Here is a 19579-nt window from a genome sequence, read left to right on the forward strand (position 1 = left end):
GGCGGTAGCTGCCAGGAGTTCGCACGTTTGCAACCGTAAATTGTGCGGGCGATACCAGCTTTTGCCGGATGCGTTCCAGGCTTAGGTAATAATCCCTTGGCGGGGCCGTCGCGTTAAACCTGTATTCATTCATAGATTCTTCACAAGGAAATCGGCCGCACAGTCAGGTATGGACTGGCCACTAACCAAGAGGACGACCGAGTGTTTCTTTCCCTTCGTAAGACGCTGCTTGCCACTGCCGCTGCGCTGGCCTTTACACCACTGGCCCATGCCGAGAAAGTCGTGCACATCTATAACTGGAGCGATTACATCGGTGAGACCACGCTGGAAGATTTCCAGAAGGAAACCGGAATCAAGCCGGTCTATGACGTGTTCGACTCCAATGAAACCCTCGAGGGCAAGCTTCTGGCCGGGCGGACCGGCTATGACGTGGTAGTGCCGTCCAACCATTTCCTGGGCAAGCAGATCAAGGCTGGCGCGTTCATGAAGCTGGACCGCAGCCAGCTGCCCAACTGGCAGAACCTGGACCCTGCTTTGCTCAAGCAGCTTCAGACCAACGATCCGGGTAACGAGCACAGCGTGCCTTACCTATGGGGAACCAACGGTATCGGTTACAATGTCGACAAGGTCAAGGAGGTGCTTGGCACCGACAAGATCGACTCCTGGGCAGTGCTGTTCGAGCCGGAAAACATCAAGAAGCTGACCAAGTGCGGTGTTTCCTTCATGGACTCGCCGGATGAAGTCATCCCGGCCATGCTGAACTACCTGGGGCTCAACCCTAACAGCACAAATCCTGACGATTACAAGAAAGCCGAGGCGAAGCTCCTGCAGGTTCGCCCGTACGTGACTTATTTCCACTCCTCGAAATACATCTCCGATCTGGCCAACGGCAATATCTGTGTGGCCTTTGGCTATTCGGGTGATGTTTTCCAGGCAGCGTCACGTGCCGAGGAGGCGGGAAAGGGCGTCAAGATCGCTTATGCCATTCCCAAGGAGGGAGCGAACCTGTGGTTTGATCTATTGGCCATCCCCAAGGATGCGTCCAATGCGAAAGAGGCACATGCGTTCATCAACTACCTGCTGCGGCCTGAGGTGATTGCCAAGGTAAGCGACTCCGTTGGTTACGCTAACCCCAACCCCAAGTCAGGCGAGCTGATGGACCAGAAGGTGCGCCAGGATGAAACGGTCTATCCACCCCAAGAGGTGATGGACAAGCTGTATGTGATGGCGGAACTGCCTCCGCAGATATTGCGGGTCAGTACACGCAGTTGGACCCGGATCAAATCCGGTAAATAGCGTTCCATATTCGATAGCCTGACCGTTGAGTCAGGCTGAATGCCTGGCTGACAGCAAGGCGAAAAGAGGCACGGTCGGCGCTAGGGCAAGAAGGGCGGAGGGATTTTCCGCACCGACTCTAGAACCTCATGCCGTAGCTGTCAGGCAGGATTTCAAGACCCCTGGGGAGTAAATAATGGCGATAGCCTCCGGTGCCTTTAAAAAAGCCGTGACCGGTGTTCAGCAGACCAAAGAAGTGCTGGTGAAGATCGATCGGGTAACCAAGAAATTCGATGAAACGGTGGCAGTTGATGATGTTTCACTGACCATCAACAAAGGCGAGATCTTTGCGCTGCTTGGTGGCTCCGGTTCTGGTAAATCCACGCTGCTGCGCATGCTGGCGGGGTTTGAGCAACCCACCGAGGGAAGGATCTTCCTGGACGGGCAGGACATCACCAATATTCCGCCGTATGACCGGCCGATCAACATGATGTTCCAGTCCTATGCCTTGTTCCCGCACATGACGGTCGAGCAGAACATTGCGTTCGGCTTGAAGCAGGACAGGCTGCCCAGAGAAGAGATCAACCAGCGCGTGGCCGAAATGCTCAAGCTGGTGCACATGACACAGTATGCCAAGCGTAAACCGCATCAGCTCTCTGGTGGGCAGCGTCAGCGGGTGGCCCTGGCGCGCTCACTGGCCAAGCGGCCCAAGCTTCTGTTGCTCGACGAGCCGATGGGGGCGCTCGACAAGAAACTGCGTTCGCAGATGCAGCTGGAGCTGGTGGAGATCATCGAGCGCGTGGGCGTGACCTGTGTAATGGTGACGCACGACCAGGAAGAAGCCATGACCATGGCTCAGCGCATCGCGATCATGCACCTGGGCTGGATCGCTCAGGTGGGCAGCCCGATGGACATCTATGAAACGCCGGCCAGCCGCCTGGTCTGTGAGTTCATCGGCAACGTGAACCTGTTCGACGGTGAACTGATCGAGGACGATGCGGATCACGCCATCATTGCCTCGCCGCAGCTCGAGCGGCATATCTACGTGGGCCATGGGATTAGCACCCGCGCTGAAGACAAGCGCGTGACCTATGCGATTCGCCCGGAAAAGCTCCTGATGGCCAGCCGCTTGCCGGAAGACCATGAACACCCCAATTACAACTGGCTAAGCGGGACCGTGCATGACATCGCCTATCTGGGCGGGCATTCGGTGTATTACATCAAGCTGGAGTCAGGGCAACTGGTCCAGTGCTTCATCGCCAACGCCGTGCGCCTGGGCAAACGCCCGACGTGGGACGATCCGGTAGTGGTGTACTGGGAAGATGACAGCGGCGTGGTACTGCAATCATGAGTCTGAAGAAACTGTTCGACGGCCGCCGCCTGGTTATTGGCGTCCCGTTCGTGTGGCTGTTCCTGTTCTTCCTGCTGCCGTTCGCCATTGTGCTGAAGATCAGTTTCGCCATTGCGGACGTCGCGATTCCACCCTATACCGAACTGCTGACCTATGCCGACCAGCAGCTGGATATTGCCCTGAATTTCGGGAATTACCTGATGTTCACGGACGATCCGCTGTACCTGGACGCGTACCTTGGTTCGCTCAAGATCGCTGGCATCAGTACGCTGATCTGTCTTCTGATCGGATATCCGATGGCCTATGCCATCGCTCGGGCGCGCAAGGATGTGCAGACGGTATTGCTTCTCCTGATCATGATGCCGACCTGGACGGCCATTCTGATCCGGGTCTATGCCTGGATGGGGCTTCTGTCCACCAACGGCCTGATCAACGAATTCCTGATGTTCATTGGTGTGATTCACGAGCCGCTGCGTCTGCTCAACACCAACTTTGCGGTATATCTGGGGATTGTGTATTCCTACCTGCCGTTCATGATCCTGCCGCTGTTCGCCAATCTGGTGAAGCACGATCTGACACTGCTGGAGGCGGCATCCGACCTGGGAGCGAGTCGTTTTACCAGCTTCTGGCGTATCACGGTGCCGTTGTCCAAGAACGGCATTATCGCGGGCTGCATGCTGGTCTTCATTCCCGCAGTAGGCGAGTTCGTGATTCCGGAACTGCTGGGCGGGCCGGAAACGCTCATGATTGGCCGTGTGTTGTGGCAGGAATTCTTCAATAACCGCGACTGGCCGGTGGCTTCGGCTTTGGCGGTGGTCATGCTGATCATCCTCATCGTGCCTATTGTCCTGTTCAACAGGAACCAGGCGAAGGAACTGGAGGGCAAGCTATGAGAAGCCTGAAGTTCACAAACCTGATGTTGGTGTTGGGCCTGTTGTTCATCTACCTGCCGATGGTCATCCTGGTGATCTATTCGTTCAACGCCTCGCGTCTGGTGACTGTCTGGGGCGGCTGGTCGGTGCACTGGTATGCAGGGCTTCTGGACAATAACCAGCTCATGGGCGCCGTAGGGCGCTCCCTGGAAATCGCGTTCTACACGGCGATTTCCTCGGTCATCCTGGGAACGCTGGCGGCGTTCGTGCTGACGCGTATTCCTCGCTTTCGCGGGCGTACGGTGTTTGGCGGTCTGGTCACTGCACCGCTGGTCATGCCTGAGGTGATTACCGGTCTGTCGCTGCTGCTCCTGTTCGTTTCCATGGCACAGTTCATCGGCTGGCCGCAGGATCGGGGTGTCGTCACGATCTGGATCGCCCATACCAGCTTTTGCGCGTCTTACGTAGCGGTAGTAGTGTCGGCGCGTCTGCGCGAGTTGGACCTGTCCATCGAGGAAGCCGCCATGGACCTGGGCGCGCGTCCCTGGAAGGTGTTCATGCTGATCACCATCCCGATGATTGCGCCTTCTCTGGCAGCGGGTGGAATGATGTCCTTTGCGCTATCGCTGGATGATCTGGTGCTTGCAAGCTTCGTGTCCGGCCCTGGCTCAACCACCTTGCCAATGGAGGTGTTCTCCGCTGTGCGCCTGGGTGTGAAGCCGGAGATCAATGCCATTGCCAGCCTGATTCTGCTGGCGGTCTCGCTGTTTACCTTCCTCGCGTGGTATTTCACGCGTCGGGCTGAGAAGAAGCGGCTGCAGGGGTTGAAGGAGGCCATGGAGTCGACGGTGACGGAAACTGCCAATGAGCGGGACGTTGAGCGTTTCACCGCGCCGCCTACCAATAGCTGATACAAGAAAGCCACCGAAAGGTGGCTTTTTTTATGCCTGGGGTGGATCAGCCTGTTGCCAGAATGAATCGGTGTATGGCCTCGGCCAGACCGTTCCTGTCGGTTTCGGCGGTGATCTGCATGGCATGAGCCTTGACGTCTTCCTCGGCTTGTCCCATGGCAATGGAGAGCCCGGCTTTCTTGAACATTGAAATATCGTTTTCACCGTCTCCAATGGCGACGGTACGCGTGAGCGGAATGCTCAGATGCTCCGCCAGTGCCACTAGCGCATGGCCTTTGCTGGCCTGGGCGGCTGTAATATCCAGATAGTAGGGTTGGGAGCGTACGGTGTGGGCGTATTGCCCCAGCTTCTGATCCAGCTCGGGTTGCAGGCTGGCGAGGCGATCATGGTTCTTACTGACAGCTACCAGCTTGTCGACCCGGTCAAGGTAGTCGTCAAAGCGGTCGACGATCAGCGGATCATAGCCCAGGGCTCTTTTCTCATGGCCGATGTAGTGGTTGTCTGGATTGGCAATGATCCATTCATTATCGGCGAATAGCCAGATATCCAGGTCTTCGTCCTCAAGCTGCTCAAACACGCTGTCCACGGCATTCCGGGGTATACGGTGTGCCTGCAAGAGCGTGCCATCCGGCTTGAGCAGGGTGCCGCCGTTGAAGGCGCCGACGGGGAGGGTAAGATCAAGCGCTTCGATCAGCCAATGCATGGCCCGTGGCGGGCGACTGCTGACCAGCGTAAAGTTGATTCCAGCCTCACGCAGGCGCTGTACGGCCTCGATCGTGGCTTGGTTTAATTGCTTGTCGGTACGCAAAAGGGTGCCATCGACATCCGACAGCATGAGTTGATACGGGTGGTTCGTCATTATCGTTCCTGTCGAGCCATAGTAGAAAAGAGCGACAGGCTGCCTGGAGGTACGCCTCGATGCGCTACCTCCAAGCCTGCTCGGAAAGCGTTACTGCGGGATTTCTACGTGCCCACCAAAGCCGAAGCGCATGGCCGACAGGAGCTTGTCGCCATAGGTCGCCTTCTGGCGTGAGCGGAAACGGGCATACAGTGCGGACGTCAGTACCGGGGCAGGTACGGCTTCCTCGATAGCGGCCTCGATGGTCCAGCGACCTTCACCACTGTCGGACACGAATCCGCTGAATTTCTCCAGCTCCACATCCTGAGCCAGTGCCTGAGCGGTCAGGTCCAGAAGCCAGGAGGAAACGACACTGCCACGGCGCCATACTTCGGCGATGTCTGCCAAATCCAATTGCAGGCGTTCTTCTTCCGGTACATTTTCGGAGCCGCGCATCTTGAGAATGTCAAAGCCTTCGGCGTACGCCTGCATCATGCCGTATTCGATACCGTTGTGAATCATCTTCACAAAGTGACCGGAACCAGCCGGGCCTGCATGGATATAGCCACGCTCGGCACGCTCGTCCGGGGCGTTGCGGCCGCGGGTGCGCTCGATGTCGCCGTAGCCAGGGGCCAGGGTGTCGAAGATGGGATCCAGGCGGTCCACGGTTTCCTTGTCGCCGCCAATCATCATGCAGTAGCCGCGCTCAAGGCCCCAGACGCCTCCAGAGGTGCCTACGTCGAGGTAGTGGATACCTTTCTCGGCCAGCGCCTTGGCGCGGCGCAGGTCGTCCTTGTAGTAAGTATTGCCACCATCAATGATGGTGTCGCCCGGCTCCAGCATCTGGCCCAGGGTGTTGATGGTCTGTTCGGTCGGGTCACCCGCCGGAAGCATGACCCATAGCGCGCGTGGCTTAGCCATCTGCTGGATCATGTCCTCAAGACCGGTTGTTGCTTTGGCGCCTTCTTTGGCCAGCGTCTCGATGGAGTCGGCGCTGCGGTCGTATGCGAAGACCTCGTGCCCGTTTTTCATCAGCCTGCGGGCAATGTTTCCGCCCATCCGGCCCAGTCCGATAATGCCAAGTTGCATGTTGTTGCCTCCACGAGCTTTTACGTCAGGCGATAGCCGCCTCGACTAATTGTACGATACGTTGCAGCCCTGCTTCGCTATTGCCGTGCTGAATGTGAATACGTAAATGTCGACGACCTCGCTCGGCGAGCACGGAAAGGTCCCCTTGTGCCTGAGCGGCTTCGACGATGCCGAAGCTTACCTTGCGTCCGGGAATGGCCAGATCCTGCTGGGGTTCGGCGGTAATCTGCAGGAAAACCCCGCTATTTGGCCCCCCTTTGTAGGCTTGGCCTGTGGAGTGTAGAAAACGGGGGCCGAAGCCGCCAACGGTGGCGACACGGTAACGATCCCGTAGCAGGGTCCGCAGCCGCGTCATCAAGGTTTCGTGGGTGGCGTTACGCTCGATATAGGCAAGCACGGCAGCGTAATCGCCCGGATTGAGGCGAGCAAAATGCTCCCGAAGAACCTGCTCGGCCGAATCGCCGCTCAGGGGGGAATCGCTGTAAAACGCCAGCTCGCCATCGGTGAAGAAGGGATTTCCGCTGGAAAGCTGCCCGGTTTTTTCATACTCATCGGTTAGCGCGCGCGTTTTGACCTTGCTGGCTTCGACGTCAGGCTGATCGAAAGGATTGATGCCTATCACGGCACCTGCAATGGCGGTAGCCACTTCCCAGCGGAAAAATTCCTGACCGATAAGATCAGGCCGCATCAGGCTTATGCGGATTACAGGCTGGCCGGCCTTTTCCAATGCCTCGACCTGAGCATCCAGTTCGCTGCCGTCATTATCTGCACGCAGATAGACGAATAAACGATCATTGCTGTAATGGGAGGGGTCAGCCGGGGGCTCCAGGTCGACCGGAATGATGCCTTTGCCTTGTTTGCCTGTGGACTCCGCCAGCAGTTGTTCAAGCCAGGCACCGATACTGGCGATCTGGGGCGAGGCGAACAGGGTCAGCTTGTCCCGCCCGGCCTTGACGGCTTCACCCATGACCGCACCCAGATAAACGCCCGGATTGATCGCAGGCGGTGCACTGGGATCGCACGCCAGCACCATGGGGCGGGTAATCTCGAACAGGCTGTCTACATCGTGTCCAAGCAGGCTCAGCGGTACGAGCCCAAAGGCCGAGAGCACCGAGTAACGCCCGCCGATGGTCGGATCGCCATAGAAGAGGGTGCGATAGCCCTGCGCCTTGGCGCTGACCTCGAGCTTGGAGCCGGGATCGGTAATAGCAATGAAATGATGGCTGGCCTGATCCTCACCGAGCGCTTTGCAGGCAGCGTCGAAAAAGTAAGCGTTGAGAATTTCAGGTTCCAGGGTCGAGCCGGACTTGCTCGATACCAGAAAGACCGTGCAGGCATAATCAATGGACTGCTCCACGGCGGCAATTTGAGCCGGATCGGTAGAGTCCAACACCAGCAGGCGCAGGCCTTCAGGTGTGTTGCCCAGCGTTTTCGCCAGCACTTCCGGTCCCAGGCTGGAGCCACCCATGCCCAGCAGAACGGCAGTGGTATAGCCTTCGGCTTTGAGCGATTGCTCCAGTATGACCAGAGCGGAGGTATTGATATGCGGCTCAGTAGCGGCTTTCAACCAGCCGCCCCATTTCGCTTCGTCCTGACCGGTCCAGAGGGAAGCATCCATTTGCCATAGCCGACGTGACCAACCTTCGCGGCGGGCCTGCTCAAGCTGCTGCTCGACGGCTTGGGACAGGTCTTCTGGCAGGCTGAACTTGGCTTGGTTGAGTTTGCCGGCCAGCAGTTTGACGCGCTTGGCACCCACAGCACCGAGCAGATGGTCAGCTGCATCGGAGAAAAGTTTGGCGCCTGCCTTTACCAGATCTGTCGTTATGCCCGGCAGATCCAGCCCGAACCGCTCGGTGGCTTCGAGTGTGGTACGGGCTTCATTCAACCCGGTAGTGAGGGTTTCCTTCACCGTGCCATGATCACGAAAAGCATCCATGGTCTTGGGCGGCATGGTATTGACGGTGTCCGGTCCGATCAGCTCATCGACGTACAGTGTATCGGGATGGTCGGGATTCTTGGTGCCAGTAGAGGCCCATAGCAATCGCTGAGGTTGAGCACCTTTGGCAGCCAGGACTTGCCAGCGTTCGCTGGCTATCATGGCCTGATAATCAGCATAGGCCAGTTTGGCGTTGGCAATAGCAACCCGACCCTTGAGGGACTTGAGCGTTGCGTCGTCATTCCCGGCTTTCAGCTGCTCATCAATCTTTTTCTCGATTTCCGAATCGATCCGGCTGATGAAAAAGCTGGCGACACTGGCTATGCGGCTGATGTCTTCTCCGGCCTGAATACGCGCCTCCAGCCCAGCCATGTAGGCCTCGGCAACAGCGCGATAGGATTCGCGGGAAAACAGCAGTGTCACGTTGACGCTGATCCCTTCGGCAATCAGTTGCTGGATGGCTGCTGCGCCCGCTTCGGTACCAGGCACCTTGACCATCAGGTTCGGTCGATCGACAGCCTTCCAGAGCCGACGTGCCTCTAACAGGGTGGACTCGGTATCCATGGCCAGATAAGGCGATACCTCCAGGCTGACGTAGCCGTCCTTGCCGTTTAAACGGTCATAGACAGGCCGCAGAATATCGGCGGCCTGTTGGATGTCTTCGACCGCCAGGTATTCATATACGTCGACCGGTGAGGCATCGGCGCGATTGAGAAAGCGCTCCAAAGAGGCATCGTAATCGGTGCCATGCCCCATGGCCTTTTCAAAGATGGATGGATTGGAGGTAACGCCGGTCAGGCCATCCCGCTCGATGAGCGTCTGCAGCTCACCCTTGCGAAGAAATTCCCGGCTGACGAAATCCAGCCAGACGGCCTGACCGGCCATACCCAACTCTCGCAAGAGGCTGCTCATCATGACCTCCCGGCGTTCGCCTGTTCAGTGGCCAGTTTGACAACGTTTTCAACGGTAAAGCCGTACTTCGCCTGTAGCTTGCCGATCGGTGCAGAGGCACCAAAGCTGTTCATGACGACCATGGCACCCTTGCGGCCTACGTAACGCTCCCACCCCATCGGGCCAGCCTGCTCGACGGCAACCCGACCGGTTACGTCATCAGGCAGCACGCTTTCTTTATAGGCTTCATCCTGCTGCTCGAACAGCTCCCAACACGGCATGGAGACGACACGCGCCGCTATACCGTTTGCTTTGAGCTGCTCATAAGCCTCGACACACAGACCGACTTCACTGCCGGTACCCATGATGATGACATCTGGCTTGCCGTTTTCGGCATCCGCCAAGACATACGCACCACGCGCCGTACCTTCCGCCGAGGCGTAGCGAGTGCGGTCAAGCGTCGGCATGGGTTGGCGGGAGAGGACGATGCAGGAGGGGCGGTTGGTCTGCTCGAGCGCAACCTTCCAAGCCTGGACGGCTTCGTTGGCATCACCGGGACGCAGGGTCAGAAGACCGGGGGTTGCCCGGAGCTGAGCCAGCTGCTCGATGGGCTGGTGAGTAGGCCCGTCTTCGCCAACACCGATGGAGTCGTGAGTAAAGACGAACACCACAGGCAGCTCCATGATCGAGGCCAGGCGAATCGGCGGCTTCATGTAGTCGCTGAACACCAAAAAAGTCGCTGTAAAGGAGCGCAGGTAGCAGAGGGCAAGACCGTTGGCGATAGCGCCCATCGCGTGTTCACGTACGCCATAGTGGAGGTTGCGACCGGCGGGTGTCTGCGCTGAGAAGCTTCCAGCGCCGTCAAAGGTCAGCTTGGTCTTGGTAGAGGGCGCCAGGTCCGCCGAACCGCCGATCAGCCACGGGATCTTGCTGGCGAAGGCGTTGAGTGCCTTGCCACCGGATTCACGGGTTGCTACGCCCTTAGCGTTGGCTTCGAACTCTGGAAGTGCATCCATCCAGCCTTCAGGCATCTGACCAGCGCGCATGCGGTTGAGCTCGTCTACAAGGGTAGGCTCCTGCTGCTCAAGCGTTTTCAGCGCTGCCTGCCATTGCTCGTATTGGCTTTGCCCGCGCTCAACCATCTGGTCGCGCAGCCAGGTTCGTGCATCGTCCGGCACTAGGAAGTCAGCGTCTTCGGGCCAGCCATAGGATTTCTTGGCGAGACGGATTTCATCAGCGCCCAGTGGCTCGCCATGGGCGGCGGCCGTGTTGTGCTTGTTGGGTGCACCATAACCAATGATGCTGTCGACGATGATCAGGGTTGGCGCATCGTCATGGGCCTGGAAAAACTCGATGGCCTGGCCAAAGGTCAGGGCGTCGTTGGCGTCCTTGACATGGACCACGTTCCAACCATAACCCTTGAAACGTGCGCCAACGTCTTCGCTGAATGTCAGGTCCGTGTGGCCCTCGATGCTGATGGTGTTGTTGTCGTAAATCCAGCACAGGTTGGACAGCTTCAGGTGCCCGGCTACCGAAGCCGCTTCACCACTGACACCTTCCATCATGTCGCCATCGCCACACAGCACGTAGACGTTGTAATCGAAGAGGGTAGCGCCGTCACGGTTGAAGCGCTGTCCGAGCCAGCGTTGGGCCATCGCCATGCCAACGCTGTTAGCACACCCCTGGCCCAGCGGGCCGGTAGTGGTTTCTACGCCGGTAGTCATGCGGTATTCAGGGTGGCCGGGCGTCTTCGAATCCATCTGACGGAACTGCTTGATGTCATCCAGGCTGACGGCCGGATTGCCGGAGGGCTGGCCATGCTCGTCGATCTCGGTCACACCGGCCAGATGCAGCAGCGAATACAACAGCATTGACGCATGACCTACAGACAGCACAAAGCGGTCGCGGTTGGGCCAGTCCGGATGCTCAGGGTGGTAGCGCAGGTACTTACTCCACAACGTATACGCCACGGGCGCCAGGGCCATGGGCGTGCCTGGGTGGCCTGAGTTGGCCTTCTGCACGGCGTCCATGGAAAGGGTGCGTATGGTATTCACGCACAGCTGATCACGCTCGATGTTGGGGTCGTTGGAAAAAGTGGTGTTGGCAGAGCACATTGCGGATTCCTCGATTGGAGCGTGGAAGCGAATGGCCGGGATGCCGTCTCGCGGCTCGTCATGATGCAGGCGATAGGCAAGGACAGCAGCTCGGCTGACCGTGCATGCGGGTTATCCAGGCGCAGGGCCTGGGCTGGCAATCCGGCCGATAGGCTGGCGTTAAGCTACTTCTCGACAGCTGATTCGCATGCGACGGAACAGTACTAGGAGGTGTGAGCTTTCAGGCGGGCGTTTGTTCCTCTTATTTTGCGAGAGAGTGCGTTGAAGGTCTTTAAAGGTATCAGGCCGACACGCGACGACCGGGCACGTGATCCAAACAGCCAGCTTCGTTATCATAGGCACTGACTTTTCTCCCGCGCCCTCCGAGGCGCCGCACCGAGCCCAGCATGAAACAGTACCTAGACCTGATGCGACACGTGCGTGAGCACGGCACCTTCAAAAGCGACCGCACCGGCACCGGCACCTACAGCGTGTTCGGCTATCAGATGCGCTTCAACCTGGCCGATGGTTTTCCCATGGTCACCACCAAGAAGCTGCACCTGCGTTCCATCATTCATGAGCTGCTGTGGTTTCTCAAAGGCTCGACCAACATCGCCTACCTCAAGGAAAACGGTGTTTCCATCTGGGATGAGTGGGCCGATGAGAACGGTGACCTTGGCCCGGTCTACGGTTATCAATGGCGGAGCTGGCCCGCGCCGGATGGCCGTCATATCGACCAGATCGCCAACGTTATCGAGATGATCAAGAAGAATCCCGACTCGCGCCGGTTGATCGTCTCCGCCTGGAATCCTGCCCTGGTGGATGAGATGGCCCTGCCGCCGTGCCATGCGCTGTTCCAGTTCTATGTGGCAGATGGCAAGCTCTCCTGCCAGCTCTACCAGCGCTCGGCGGACATTTTCCTGGGTGTGCCTTTCAATATTGCCAGCTATGCGCTGCTGACCATGATGGTGGCGCAGGTCACGGGTTACGAGCCGGGCGAGTTCATCTGGACGGGCGGTGACAGCCACCTGTACGCCAACCATCTGGAGCAGACGGACCTGCAACTGACCCGCGAGCCGCTGCCCCTGCCTACCATGAAGCTCAACCCAGCGGTTAAAGACCTGTTCGAGTTCACGTTCGATGACTTCGAGCTGGTCGGCTACGAATCCCATCCTCACATCAAGGCGCTCGTCGCCGTTTGATGTATCACTGGAGCGCCCTGCCTGCGTAGGGCGCTCCGGGTCTGAAGCTGTTCATCTGCTCGACTTACAGCTCATCCAGCCGCGTTGCACGTGTCTGCGTGAAGCCGCGGTTATGCTTGCTCAATGGCGAGTTAGGGTCCAGCAGCGAAGTTCGGATGAAGTGCAGGTAACTGCACACGCGGCGCAGCGGCGAGCGTTCGAACTGTCCTGAGTTGGGCTCCTGATGAATCTGGGCGGCTTGTGCCGTCTCGATGGCGTGGTCTACTGCCGACAAGGCCCGCTCCATATGCTTGGGGCAGGGTTGCACGAACAGGCGGATCAGGGCACGCCCCATGATGCGAATAGCCTGTCGCCAGGGTCTCGATTCCTGATAGCAGGGGTGCAGGGGCAGGTTTTCCTGTTCGTAGCGCAACTCGATGATGGCATGACCAATTTCCAGTGACAGGAACATCCAGCGCAGAAGTTGGCGTTGCACGGCGGTATGGCCGGTGGAAAGCACATAGGCCTGGTTGAGCAGGTCGCGGGTACTGCTATCGAAGCCTGATGCCAATCCCTTGAGCTTGCCGCTGATGGCATAGACGACTCGCATGCGTAAATCCTGCTCGAGACGTCCCCATAGCCATGGGCGATTAGGCGGCATGATCACCGCAGCTGCGACCGTGGCGATAAAAGCGGCGAGCAGATAGGACAGGTACTGATTGAAGAAGGCATTGGCATCATACAGCGTGACGTTGGCCGGCAAGGCGGCCGAGCAGAACCACACCATCAGCCCTGTGCCATAGCCCGCCCACTGGGGACGGGTGATAAAAAACGCGCCGACGGCAAACACGGGCGACAGCGCGTAGAACAACAGGGGGAAGCCATCCAGTTGAGGCAGTACCCAGAACACCAAAAAAAAGCCAGCCAATGAACCGGCCAATGTCCCGACGGCCAGTTGCAGGCAGTAACGGCGGGGGTTAGGAGAAGTCGACGAAAGCGCTGAGATCAGGACGGCTGCCAGCGCACAGGTATCACCGCTGGGCCAGGACGTTTCGATCCAGAACAGCCCCAGCACGAGAACCACCAGGGCGCTGCGTATACCGGAAATGGCCGCTGCCATGCGGTTGGCCACGGGGGTGAAGCTTTCCGGGGGCGGCGTCTTGGGTGGCTTGGGACCGTTCAGGGTGGCATAGGCCAGGCAGTAGCTGTAGAGGTCTTCGGCAAAGCGGTAGAGCAGTTCGGCGGCCGTGTTGAAGTCCAGCAGGTCGCTGTCCCCAATCTGTTGATCCTGAAGCTGCGTTCGGCCCTCGCGAATAGACTGCATCAGCGGCTCACGGTGCAGCGCGAGCTTTTCTGCCAGACGGGCCGCGTCGGTCTCGGTAGTCAGCCGCTCACCGAACGGTGCAAGCAATGTGGTGATCTCCGAAAGGCAGGGCGAAAAGGCGTCCAGCAGGAGCGGGCGCTGGCGCATCCGGGTCAGCAGTTGGTTCAAGGCATGGAAGCGGGTGTTGAGCTGCATGAACTGGCTGCCTAGGTTGGCCAGCCGACCGCTGCGCTGACGCAGGTGTGGGTCTTCGAACGCACTGGCGCTGCGCAGGCTTTCAAAGCCTACGGACTCGGCCGCAAAGCGTGCCGCCAGGGTTTCGAACTGCTCACGCGTCAATGCGCCGCTCAAGCCCTCATGAGCCATGCGGGCGAAATCACGAAAACGCAGGGAAAGCGTATTACGCAGCACGGTGCGGGTCGTCTGCGGCAGGACGATAGCGCTGACTGCACCGGTGCAGCAGATGCCCAGGCCAATCTCCAGTACACGCCACAGGGCCTGCATAAAGGCATTTTCCGGATGGCTCGTGGCTGGCAAGCCGATCAGGCTGGCGGTGTACCCGGCCAGTAGAAAGGCATAACCGCGAAAGTCGCGATAACGTGCAGCGCCCGCTGTACACAGGCCCACCCACATGGCCAGCGAGCCGAGCAGCAGGATCCGCTCCTGGGCGAAGAGGGCAATGAACAGCACCATTACGCTCAGGCCGACCAGCGTTCCGATGATGCGATAGAAACTCTTGGCCAGCACCTGTCCGCTTTGAGGCTGCATGACGATAAAGACGGTGACCAGTACCGTACTGGGTTGGGGTAGCTGCAACCGGTAGGCCAGCCAGAGTGCAATCAGTGCTGTCAGCAGCGCCTTGAAAATGAAGGCCCAGGTAATGCCATCGGTACGGGCCCATTCCAGCAGGGCACGGTGCCAGGCCGAGCGGCTCGGTAATCGACTGGCAAGAGAAATAGCGCGCAACGGTAACCTCGACGCTCAAAGGGCGCACGGAGTGAATCGGTCAGGGTGAAGAACAGCGTTGCAGTCAGCGCAGGGCGATAGCGCACTGACCGTGAAGCGGCGGCAAGATCTTCTTGAACAGACGAGACAGCGGCCTGAACAGACGGGCTGACAGGGGTGTTACGATCAGATAAGGCGGAGCGGGAAGCGGAAGCGTTTTCCGAAACAGTTGCAGCACGGTGGCCTACTCAAACAGTCACTAGCTCAGACGAGCGCTATCCATTCTATGTAGAGCAGGGTGGCGGGAATAAGCAGGAAAATCGTGAAGGATTATTAACTGCAAAGCGAGTAATCAAAGGGTAGGGAGTTGTGCCAGAATTTGTCGCTCTGAGAGGAGTACGATGGACAATCTCTTTAACATGCGTGCTTTCATGTGTGTTGTGGAAGCCGGCAGCTTTACCGCGGCGGCCCAACGCCTTGAGCTTACCACCGCCTACGTTTCCAAGGCGGTCACCAATCTGGAAACACACCTTCAAACCCGTTTACTTCACCGCACTACCCGTCGGATCGCGCTGACCGAGGCGGGGGAGCGTTACCTACAGCGTTGCCAACAGATCTTTGCCTACATTCAGGAGGCGGAGGCCGAAGCCAGCCATGCCCATGCGCATCCGGTGGGCAAGCTCAAGGTTCATACCATGACCGGCTTGGGCCAGCATTACCTGATCAAGACGATTGCCCGTTACTGCGAGCAATACCCTGAGGTGAACTTCGACCTGCGGCTGACCAACACGTTTACCGATATCCTGGAGGACGGCTACGACGTCTCCGTGATCCTGGCCTCCCAGCTTAAGGATTCAGGCTACTTTTCCAAGCGACTGGGCAGTACTCATAGCATTCTGTGCGCATCGCCGGCTTATCTGGAAAAATACGGCACCCCCCAGACGACGGCTGCTTTGCGTCAACATCGTTGCCTGCGTTTGGTGAACAAGGCTATGTCACTGGATAAATGGTTGTTTCAAGGCCCAAAAGGCGAGGAGCTGGTAACAATTGACCAGACCCTATTTCAGGTCAACACGGCGGATGCCTTGATGGAGGCCATTGCTTCTGGCATGGGCATAGGGGCGCTGCCGATCTATGCCGCCGTCAAGGGGCTCAAGGACGGGACGCTGCAGCAGGTCCTGCCAAACCACAGCCTGTACCCGCTTAACGTTTATGCGTTGTATCCCTCTCGCCAGTACCTGGATGCAAAGATCCGGACGCTGGTGGACTTCCTGCGCGATACCTTGCCGGGGCTTCTAAAGGCCGACGAGCAGGCTGTGAAGCGGCTGTATGAAGAAGGCCCGGTCAGCGCCTGATGATTAGTCAGGCTGCTGCGCCAATTGCTCGGCCAGGTCTTCGATCTGCTCGCGGCGGTTGGCGTCTCGTAACTTGTGGGAAGCGTTGAGCGAAGACCACTCCGGATGGGCACGGGCGTGATTCAGGGCGGCAGGAAGCTTGCCCTCACGCCAGCGCTGATCCTCAGGTGTTTCCACTTCGATAGCCTTCATGGCTGCGTGACCGCGGGCATCGAGTGCCTTGACCAGTTGACGCTGGCGTAGGGCGAGCAGGCGTAGCACGGCATCGTCCACGGTCAGCTCCCGCTGGCCGCGTAGCTTGCCGAGCAGGCGTTGACCATAATGACCGCCGGTTTGCAGCAGCCCGCCTGCCAGGGCGCCCAACGCTGTTGCAGCACCCAGCATCAAGCCACCCGCCAATAGGTCGATACCGGCACCTGCCGCAGCACCGGCAGCAACACCCCCGGTCAGACGGATACCCAGAATGCGCAGGGTTTCGGGGTTGAATAAATCATCTCCCCAGCGGCCATCCAGTAATGGAAGGTCAGCGGCGCGTGCATCGCCCGAGCGAAAACCGTACAGCTTGAGTAAGTCCTCCACGCAGCGCTGCTCACGCTTACGCAGATCGTCCCGCAGTCGTTGAGTCGCGGCCTTTACCGCGTCGTCCTCTGGCGGCACTACATAGCGGCAGGCGGCGGCGTCGATCAGCAGTTCGGCGATGAGCTGTGCCGCGCTGTGCTGACGTGCCACTGCCTGGGCTTCGTGATCGGCAATCAAACGCTCCAAGCGTGGGCGCGCCGGCTCGATGAGTAAGGCCAGGCTTTCATACAGGCGGCGCTCGCCGTCCTCAGGCGGAGCAACACTGTCGAAGCGCACCAGGGCATGCAGCCCGAGGCGTGCCAGTGCAGTGCGCCATTCTTCCTCGCGATGCTGCTCGGCTGCCACAAAGTTCAAGACGGGCAGCAACGGCTTGCCGCACCCGGCCAACACGGCCAGCTCATCCTTGTATTTGGCGAGTACCGGCTCGCGGGCATCGACGACATAGAGCCCGGCATCTGAGCTGCGCAGCTGGCGCAGTACCTTGGCCTCCTGCTCGAAGCGGTTGCGGGCTTCGGCGGTATCGAGGAAACGCTCCACGCGAGCGGGGCCATCCAAGCGCTCGCCGGGGCGTTCGAGCTGGTCAAGGTAATCCCGTAGAGCGATGGCATCTTCCAGACCCGGCGTATCGTAGAGTTCGATCAGGGCTTCGCCGTCCACGGAAAGCCGGACACCCTCTACATGACGCGTGGTACTGGCGCGATGAGAGACCTCGCCAAATCCGATGTCGCGGGTCAGTGTTCGCAGCAGGGACGTCTTGCCAACATTGGTATGGCCCACAACAGCCAGAACGAGCGGTTGGGTCATGGACGTTCTCCTGAGGCGCCGCAGGCGTTGTTGGGCATCGCCTTGCTTACTCCAACCGCGCTCAAACGCCACTTATTCATGTCCAGTCTCCAACCATTCCAGCGGAGACCGTTCTCCATGGGGAAGTGCCATTCGATCGAGCCCCTGGCGCCAGTCATCGAGGCGGTCGGCATCCAGTTGGGCGCCTGCAGGCGCGGGTAGCAGCCAGACGCGGGTAGTACCTGCGCAGCGGGCCAGTTCGCCGATCAGGGACAGGGTGCCTCGGTCCGGTGAACGACGGGGATCGCAGGCAATCACCAGGCGTACGGGCGGATAACGGGTGAGTTGCTCCAGCAGGCGGCGACGCTGCTGTCCGTCGTCCAGCACACCGGCGTTGCGCACCGTGTCCGGCAGCGCGGGTGGCCAGGTGTGTGTGTCGTCCAGCTCAATCGCGACCAGCACAGCACTTTCACCGGCAATTTCGAGGTTACCGGCAGACGGCTCCGGCAGCTGCTCAGGCGCAGCGTCGTTGACGCCCAGACGCTCGGTGGTAGGCATCAGCTTTTCACGTAGCAGCACATAGCCGGGCTGCTCGATATCCAGCGTCAGTTGCTGGCGACGGCGTTGCCATTGCCAGAGGCAGAGGGCAAAGAGAAGCGCGCGGGGAATGAGACCATAGACAATCAGCACGCCTACCAGCCAACCGGCCCAGGCATGACGTGCCGCCTCAAGCCCCTGTGCCGCGTTGCCACTGGCACGAATGGTCTCGATATCCGGCATGGGAAAACCCAGCAATGCAGGCAGCGCACCCAGCGCGTGAGTCATGGTGACAAAGGTATCGCTGCTCAGAATGGTGGTTTCCCAGATAAAGCTGTAGCTGCGGGTTGCCAGCAGGGCAAGCAGGATGCCCAGCGTTGCACTCAAGGCCAGCAGCCAGAGCCCATGCACCAGTGTGCCCAGCCCCCAGCGCACCAGCCGTTGACGACCGAGGAGAATAAGCAGTGCCGGGCCGAGCTGGGCTGCGCGAGCATCCCGGGCCAGCTTGCCGGCCAGCCACAGCCAGAGGCGGCCCAACACACTGGCGTTGCGTCCACCGCCGAAAAAGCCGATCAGCCATAACAGCAGGGTCAACAGGTGCAGGCCCAACAGACTGCCCAAGGCCCAGAAGACATTGACCGGGCGCATGCCATCGCCCAGAGCGCCAAAGCCGAGGCCGGCACCGGACAATACAGCCAGAAAGGCGAGCAGCCAGAAGGCGAGGGTGGCACCCTGACGCCAGTGGCGACGGGCTTCGATAAGGCCGTCACGCTGGCCTAACAGATGGGCGCGCAGGTTCAGGCGCTGCATGAAGCTGCCGCCGGCGGCGCGCGCGCGGCGGTTGGCCTCGCTGTCTTCCAGCGGACCGGCTTCTTCCTCGGTCAGGCGGACGGCTTCGGTCAGCCAGAGTGCATCAAGGGTGGAATCGGAAGGGGCAGTAGTGGGTTCGGTCACTCGTCAAACTCGTCCTGGGGATGCGCGGAGAATAACGGGTCGGCATCCGGCGTGTTAACTGGCAAGCCACTGGCAAGGCGGTTGTGCTCTGCTATGCTGCGCGGCTATGAACAAGACACCTCCTCTCAGCTTGATCGTGGCGGTCGCCGACAATGGCGTGATCGGCCACGAAAATCGTCTGCCCTGGCACTTGCCGGCAGAACTCAAATACTTCAAGGCCGTGACCTTGGGCAAGCCGGTGATCATGGGTCGAAAGACCTGGGACTCGCTGGGTCGTCCATTGCCAGGGCGTTTGAATCTGGTCGTCAGCCGTCAGACCGATCTGACGCTCGAAGGTGCCGAAACCTTTACGTTGCTGGATGATGCGGTGACGCGAGCCGAGTCCTGGGCCCGGGAGCAGGGTGCCAGTGAGGTTATGCTGATCGGCGGGGCACAGCTCTTCATCGAGGCGCTGCCTAATGCGGATCGCTTCTACCTCACCCGTGTGGCGCTGGAGCCGGAAGGGGATGTGTATTTCCCCGAATGGGACGAGCAGCAGTGGCAGCGGGTATCGCGTGACGAGCACCCGTCCGAGGATGGCCGTCCGGCATATGCGCTGGAAGTGTGGGAACGCAAGCGCTAGGCGCTGCTCATGTTGATTGCCTGTAAAACGGGGCGCCTATCAG

15 protein-coding genes are annotated in these 19579 nt (G+C 59.3%); 7 read left to right on the plus strand and 8 right to left on the minus strand.

Going from position 1 to position 19579, the window contains the following annotated elements; genetic code table 11:
- Positions 1-225 precede the first annotated feature (225 nt).
- The 4 genes from PLU01S_RS03780 (at position 226) to PLU01S_RS03795 (ending at position 4409) form a co-directional block, all read left to right on the plus strand.
- A complete protein-coding gene (locus PLU01S_RS03780) occupies positions 226-1296 on the plus strand; it encodes a polyamine ABC transporter substrate-binding protein (RefSeq protein ID WP_074822650.1) in 1071 nt (356 codons plus the stop codon).
- Between the two features lie 175 nt (positions 1297-1471).
- A complete protein-coding gene (potA, locus tag PLU01S_RS03785) occupies positions 1472-2626 on the plus strand; it encodes a polyamine ABC transporter ATP-binding protein (RefSeq protein ID WP_074822258.1) in 1155 nt (384 codons plus the stop codon).
- On the plus strand, positions 2623-3519 hold the full coding sequence (locus PLU01S_RS03790) for an ABC transporter permease subunit (protein WP_010795657.1): 897 nt from the start codon (positions 2623-2625) through the stop codon (positions 3517-3519). The genes potA and PLU01S_RS03790 overlap by 4 nt, the downstream gene beginning before the upstream one ends.
- Positions 3516-4409, plus strand: coding sequence for an ABC transporter permease subunit (locus tag PLU01S_RS03795; protein WP_010795656.1), 894 nt, complete (start codon positions 3516-3518; stop codon positions 4407-4409). The genes PLU01S_RS03790 and PLU01S_RS03795 overlap by 4 nt, the downstream gene beginning before the upstream one ends.
- A 46-nt stretch (positions 4410-4455) precedes the next feature.
- Here PLU01S_RS03795 and PLU01S_RS03800 read toward each other — a convergent pair whose 3' ends face one another.
- The 4 genes from PLU01S_RS03800 to tkt all read right to left on the minus strand — a co-directional run bounded on the left by PLU01S_RS03800 (position 4456) and on the right by tkt (position 11277).
- Entirely contained in the window at positions 4456-5268 is an 813-nt protein-coding gene (locus tag PLU01S_RS03800; RefSeq protein WP_074822261.1) for a Cof-type HAD-IIB family hydrolase, read from the minus strand.
- 90 nt (positions 5269-5358) lie between these two features.
- Positions 5359-6336, minus strand: a complete 978-nt coding sequence (gnd, locus tag PLU01S_RS03805; protein ID WP_010795654.1) for a phosphogluconate dehydrogenase (NAD(+)-dependent, decarboxylating) — start codon at positions 6334-6336, stop codon at positions 5359-5361.
- A gap of 25 nt (positions 6337-6361) precedes the next feature.
- Positions 6362-9184 (minus strand): bifunctional transaldolase/phosoglucose isomerase, encoded by a 2823-nt coding sequence (locus PLU01S_RS03810; RefSeq protein ID WP_074822264.1) that lies wholly within the window; start codon positions 9182-9184, stop codon positions 6362-6364.
- A complete protein-coding gene (gene tkt, locus PLU01S_RS03815) occupies positions 9184-11277 on the minus strand; it encodes a transketolase (RefSeq protein WP_074822266.1) in 2094 nt (697 codons plus the stop codon). Before tkt ends, PLU01S_RS03810 begins: the two co-directional genes overlap by 1 nt.
- A 386-nt stretch (positions 11278-11663) precedes the next feature.
- On the opposite strand from tkt, the gene PLU01S_RS03820 reads away from it, so the two are divergent.
- A complete protein-coding gene (locus PLU01S_RS03820) occupies positions 11664-12458 on the plus strand; it encodes a thymidylate synthase (protein ID WP_074822268.1) in 795 nt (264 codons plus the stop codon).
- Positions 12459-12522: 64 nt separating this feature from the next.
- Here PLU01S_RS03820 and PLU01S_RS03825 read toward each other — a convergent pair whose 3' ends face one another.
- Positions 12523-14727 (minus strand): FUSC family protein, encoded by a 2205-nt coding sequence (locus PLU01S_RS03825; protein WP_074822270.1) that lies wholly within the window; start codon positions 14725-14727, stop codon positions 12523-12525.
- Positions 14728-14791: 64 nt separating this feature from the next.
- A complete protein-coding gene (locus tag PLU01S_RS25635) occupies positions 14792-14944 on the minus strand; it encodes a hypothetical protein (RefSeq protein ID WP_159435093.1) in 153 nt (50 codons plus the stop codon).
- 163 nt (positions 14945-15107) lie between these two features.
- On the opposite strand from PLU01S_RS25635, the gene PLU01S_RS03830 reads away from it, so the two are divergent.
- Positions 15108-16061, plus strand: coding sequence for a LysR family transcriptional regulator (locus PLU01S_RS03830; RefSeq protein ID WP_074822273.1), 954 nt, complete (start codon positions 15108-15110; stop codon positions 16059-16061).
- 3 nt (positions 16062-16064) lie between these two features.
- Here PLU01S_RS03830 and PLU01S_RS03835 read toward each other — a convergent pair whose 3' ends face one another.
- The gene (locus PLU01S_RS03835) at positions 16065-17444 is read right to left on the minus strand and encodes a DUF3482 domain-containing protein (RefSeq protein WP_074822277.1); all 1380 of its coding nucleotides are present in this window, start codon (positions 17442-17444) and stop codon (positions 16065-16067) included.
- A 72-nt stretch (positions 17445-17516) separates the two neighbouring features.
- Positions 17517-18914 carry a DUF2868 domain-containing protein gene (locus PLU01S_RS03840; protein ID WP_074822279.1) on the minus strand — a complete coding sequence of 466 codons (1398 nt, stop codon included), beginning with the start codon at positions 18912-18914 and terminating at the stop codon, positions 17517-17519.
- Between the two features lie 106 nt (positions 18915-19020).
- Between PLU01S_RS03840 and PLU01S_RS03845 the strand changes: the two genes are divergently transcribed.
- On the plus strand, positions 19021-19536 hold the full coding sequence (locus PLU01S_RS03845; RefSeq protein WP_074822282.1) for a dihydrofolate reductase: 516 nt from the start codon (positions 19021-19023) through the stop codon (positions 19534-19536).
- Positions 19537-19579 lie beyond the last annotated feature (43 nt).

It is taken from the genome of Pseudomonas luteola NBRC 103146, assembly GCF_002091675.1.
In the GTDB taxonomy this organism is placed as follows: domain Bacteria; phylum Pseudomonadota; class Gammaproteobacteria; order Pseudomonadales; family Pseudomonadaceae; genus Chryseomonas; species Chryseomonas luteola.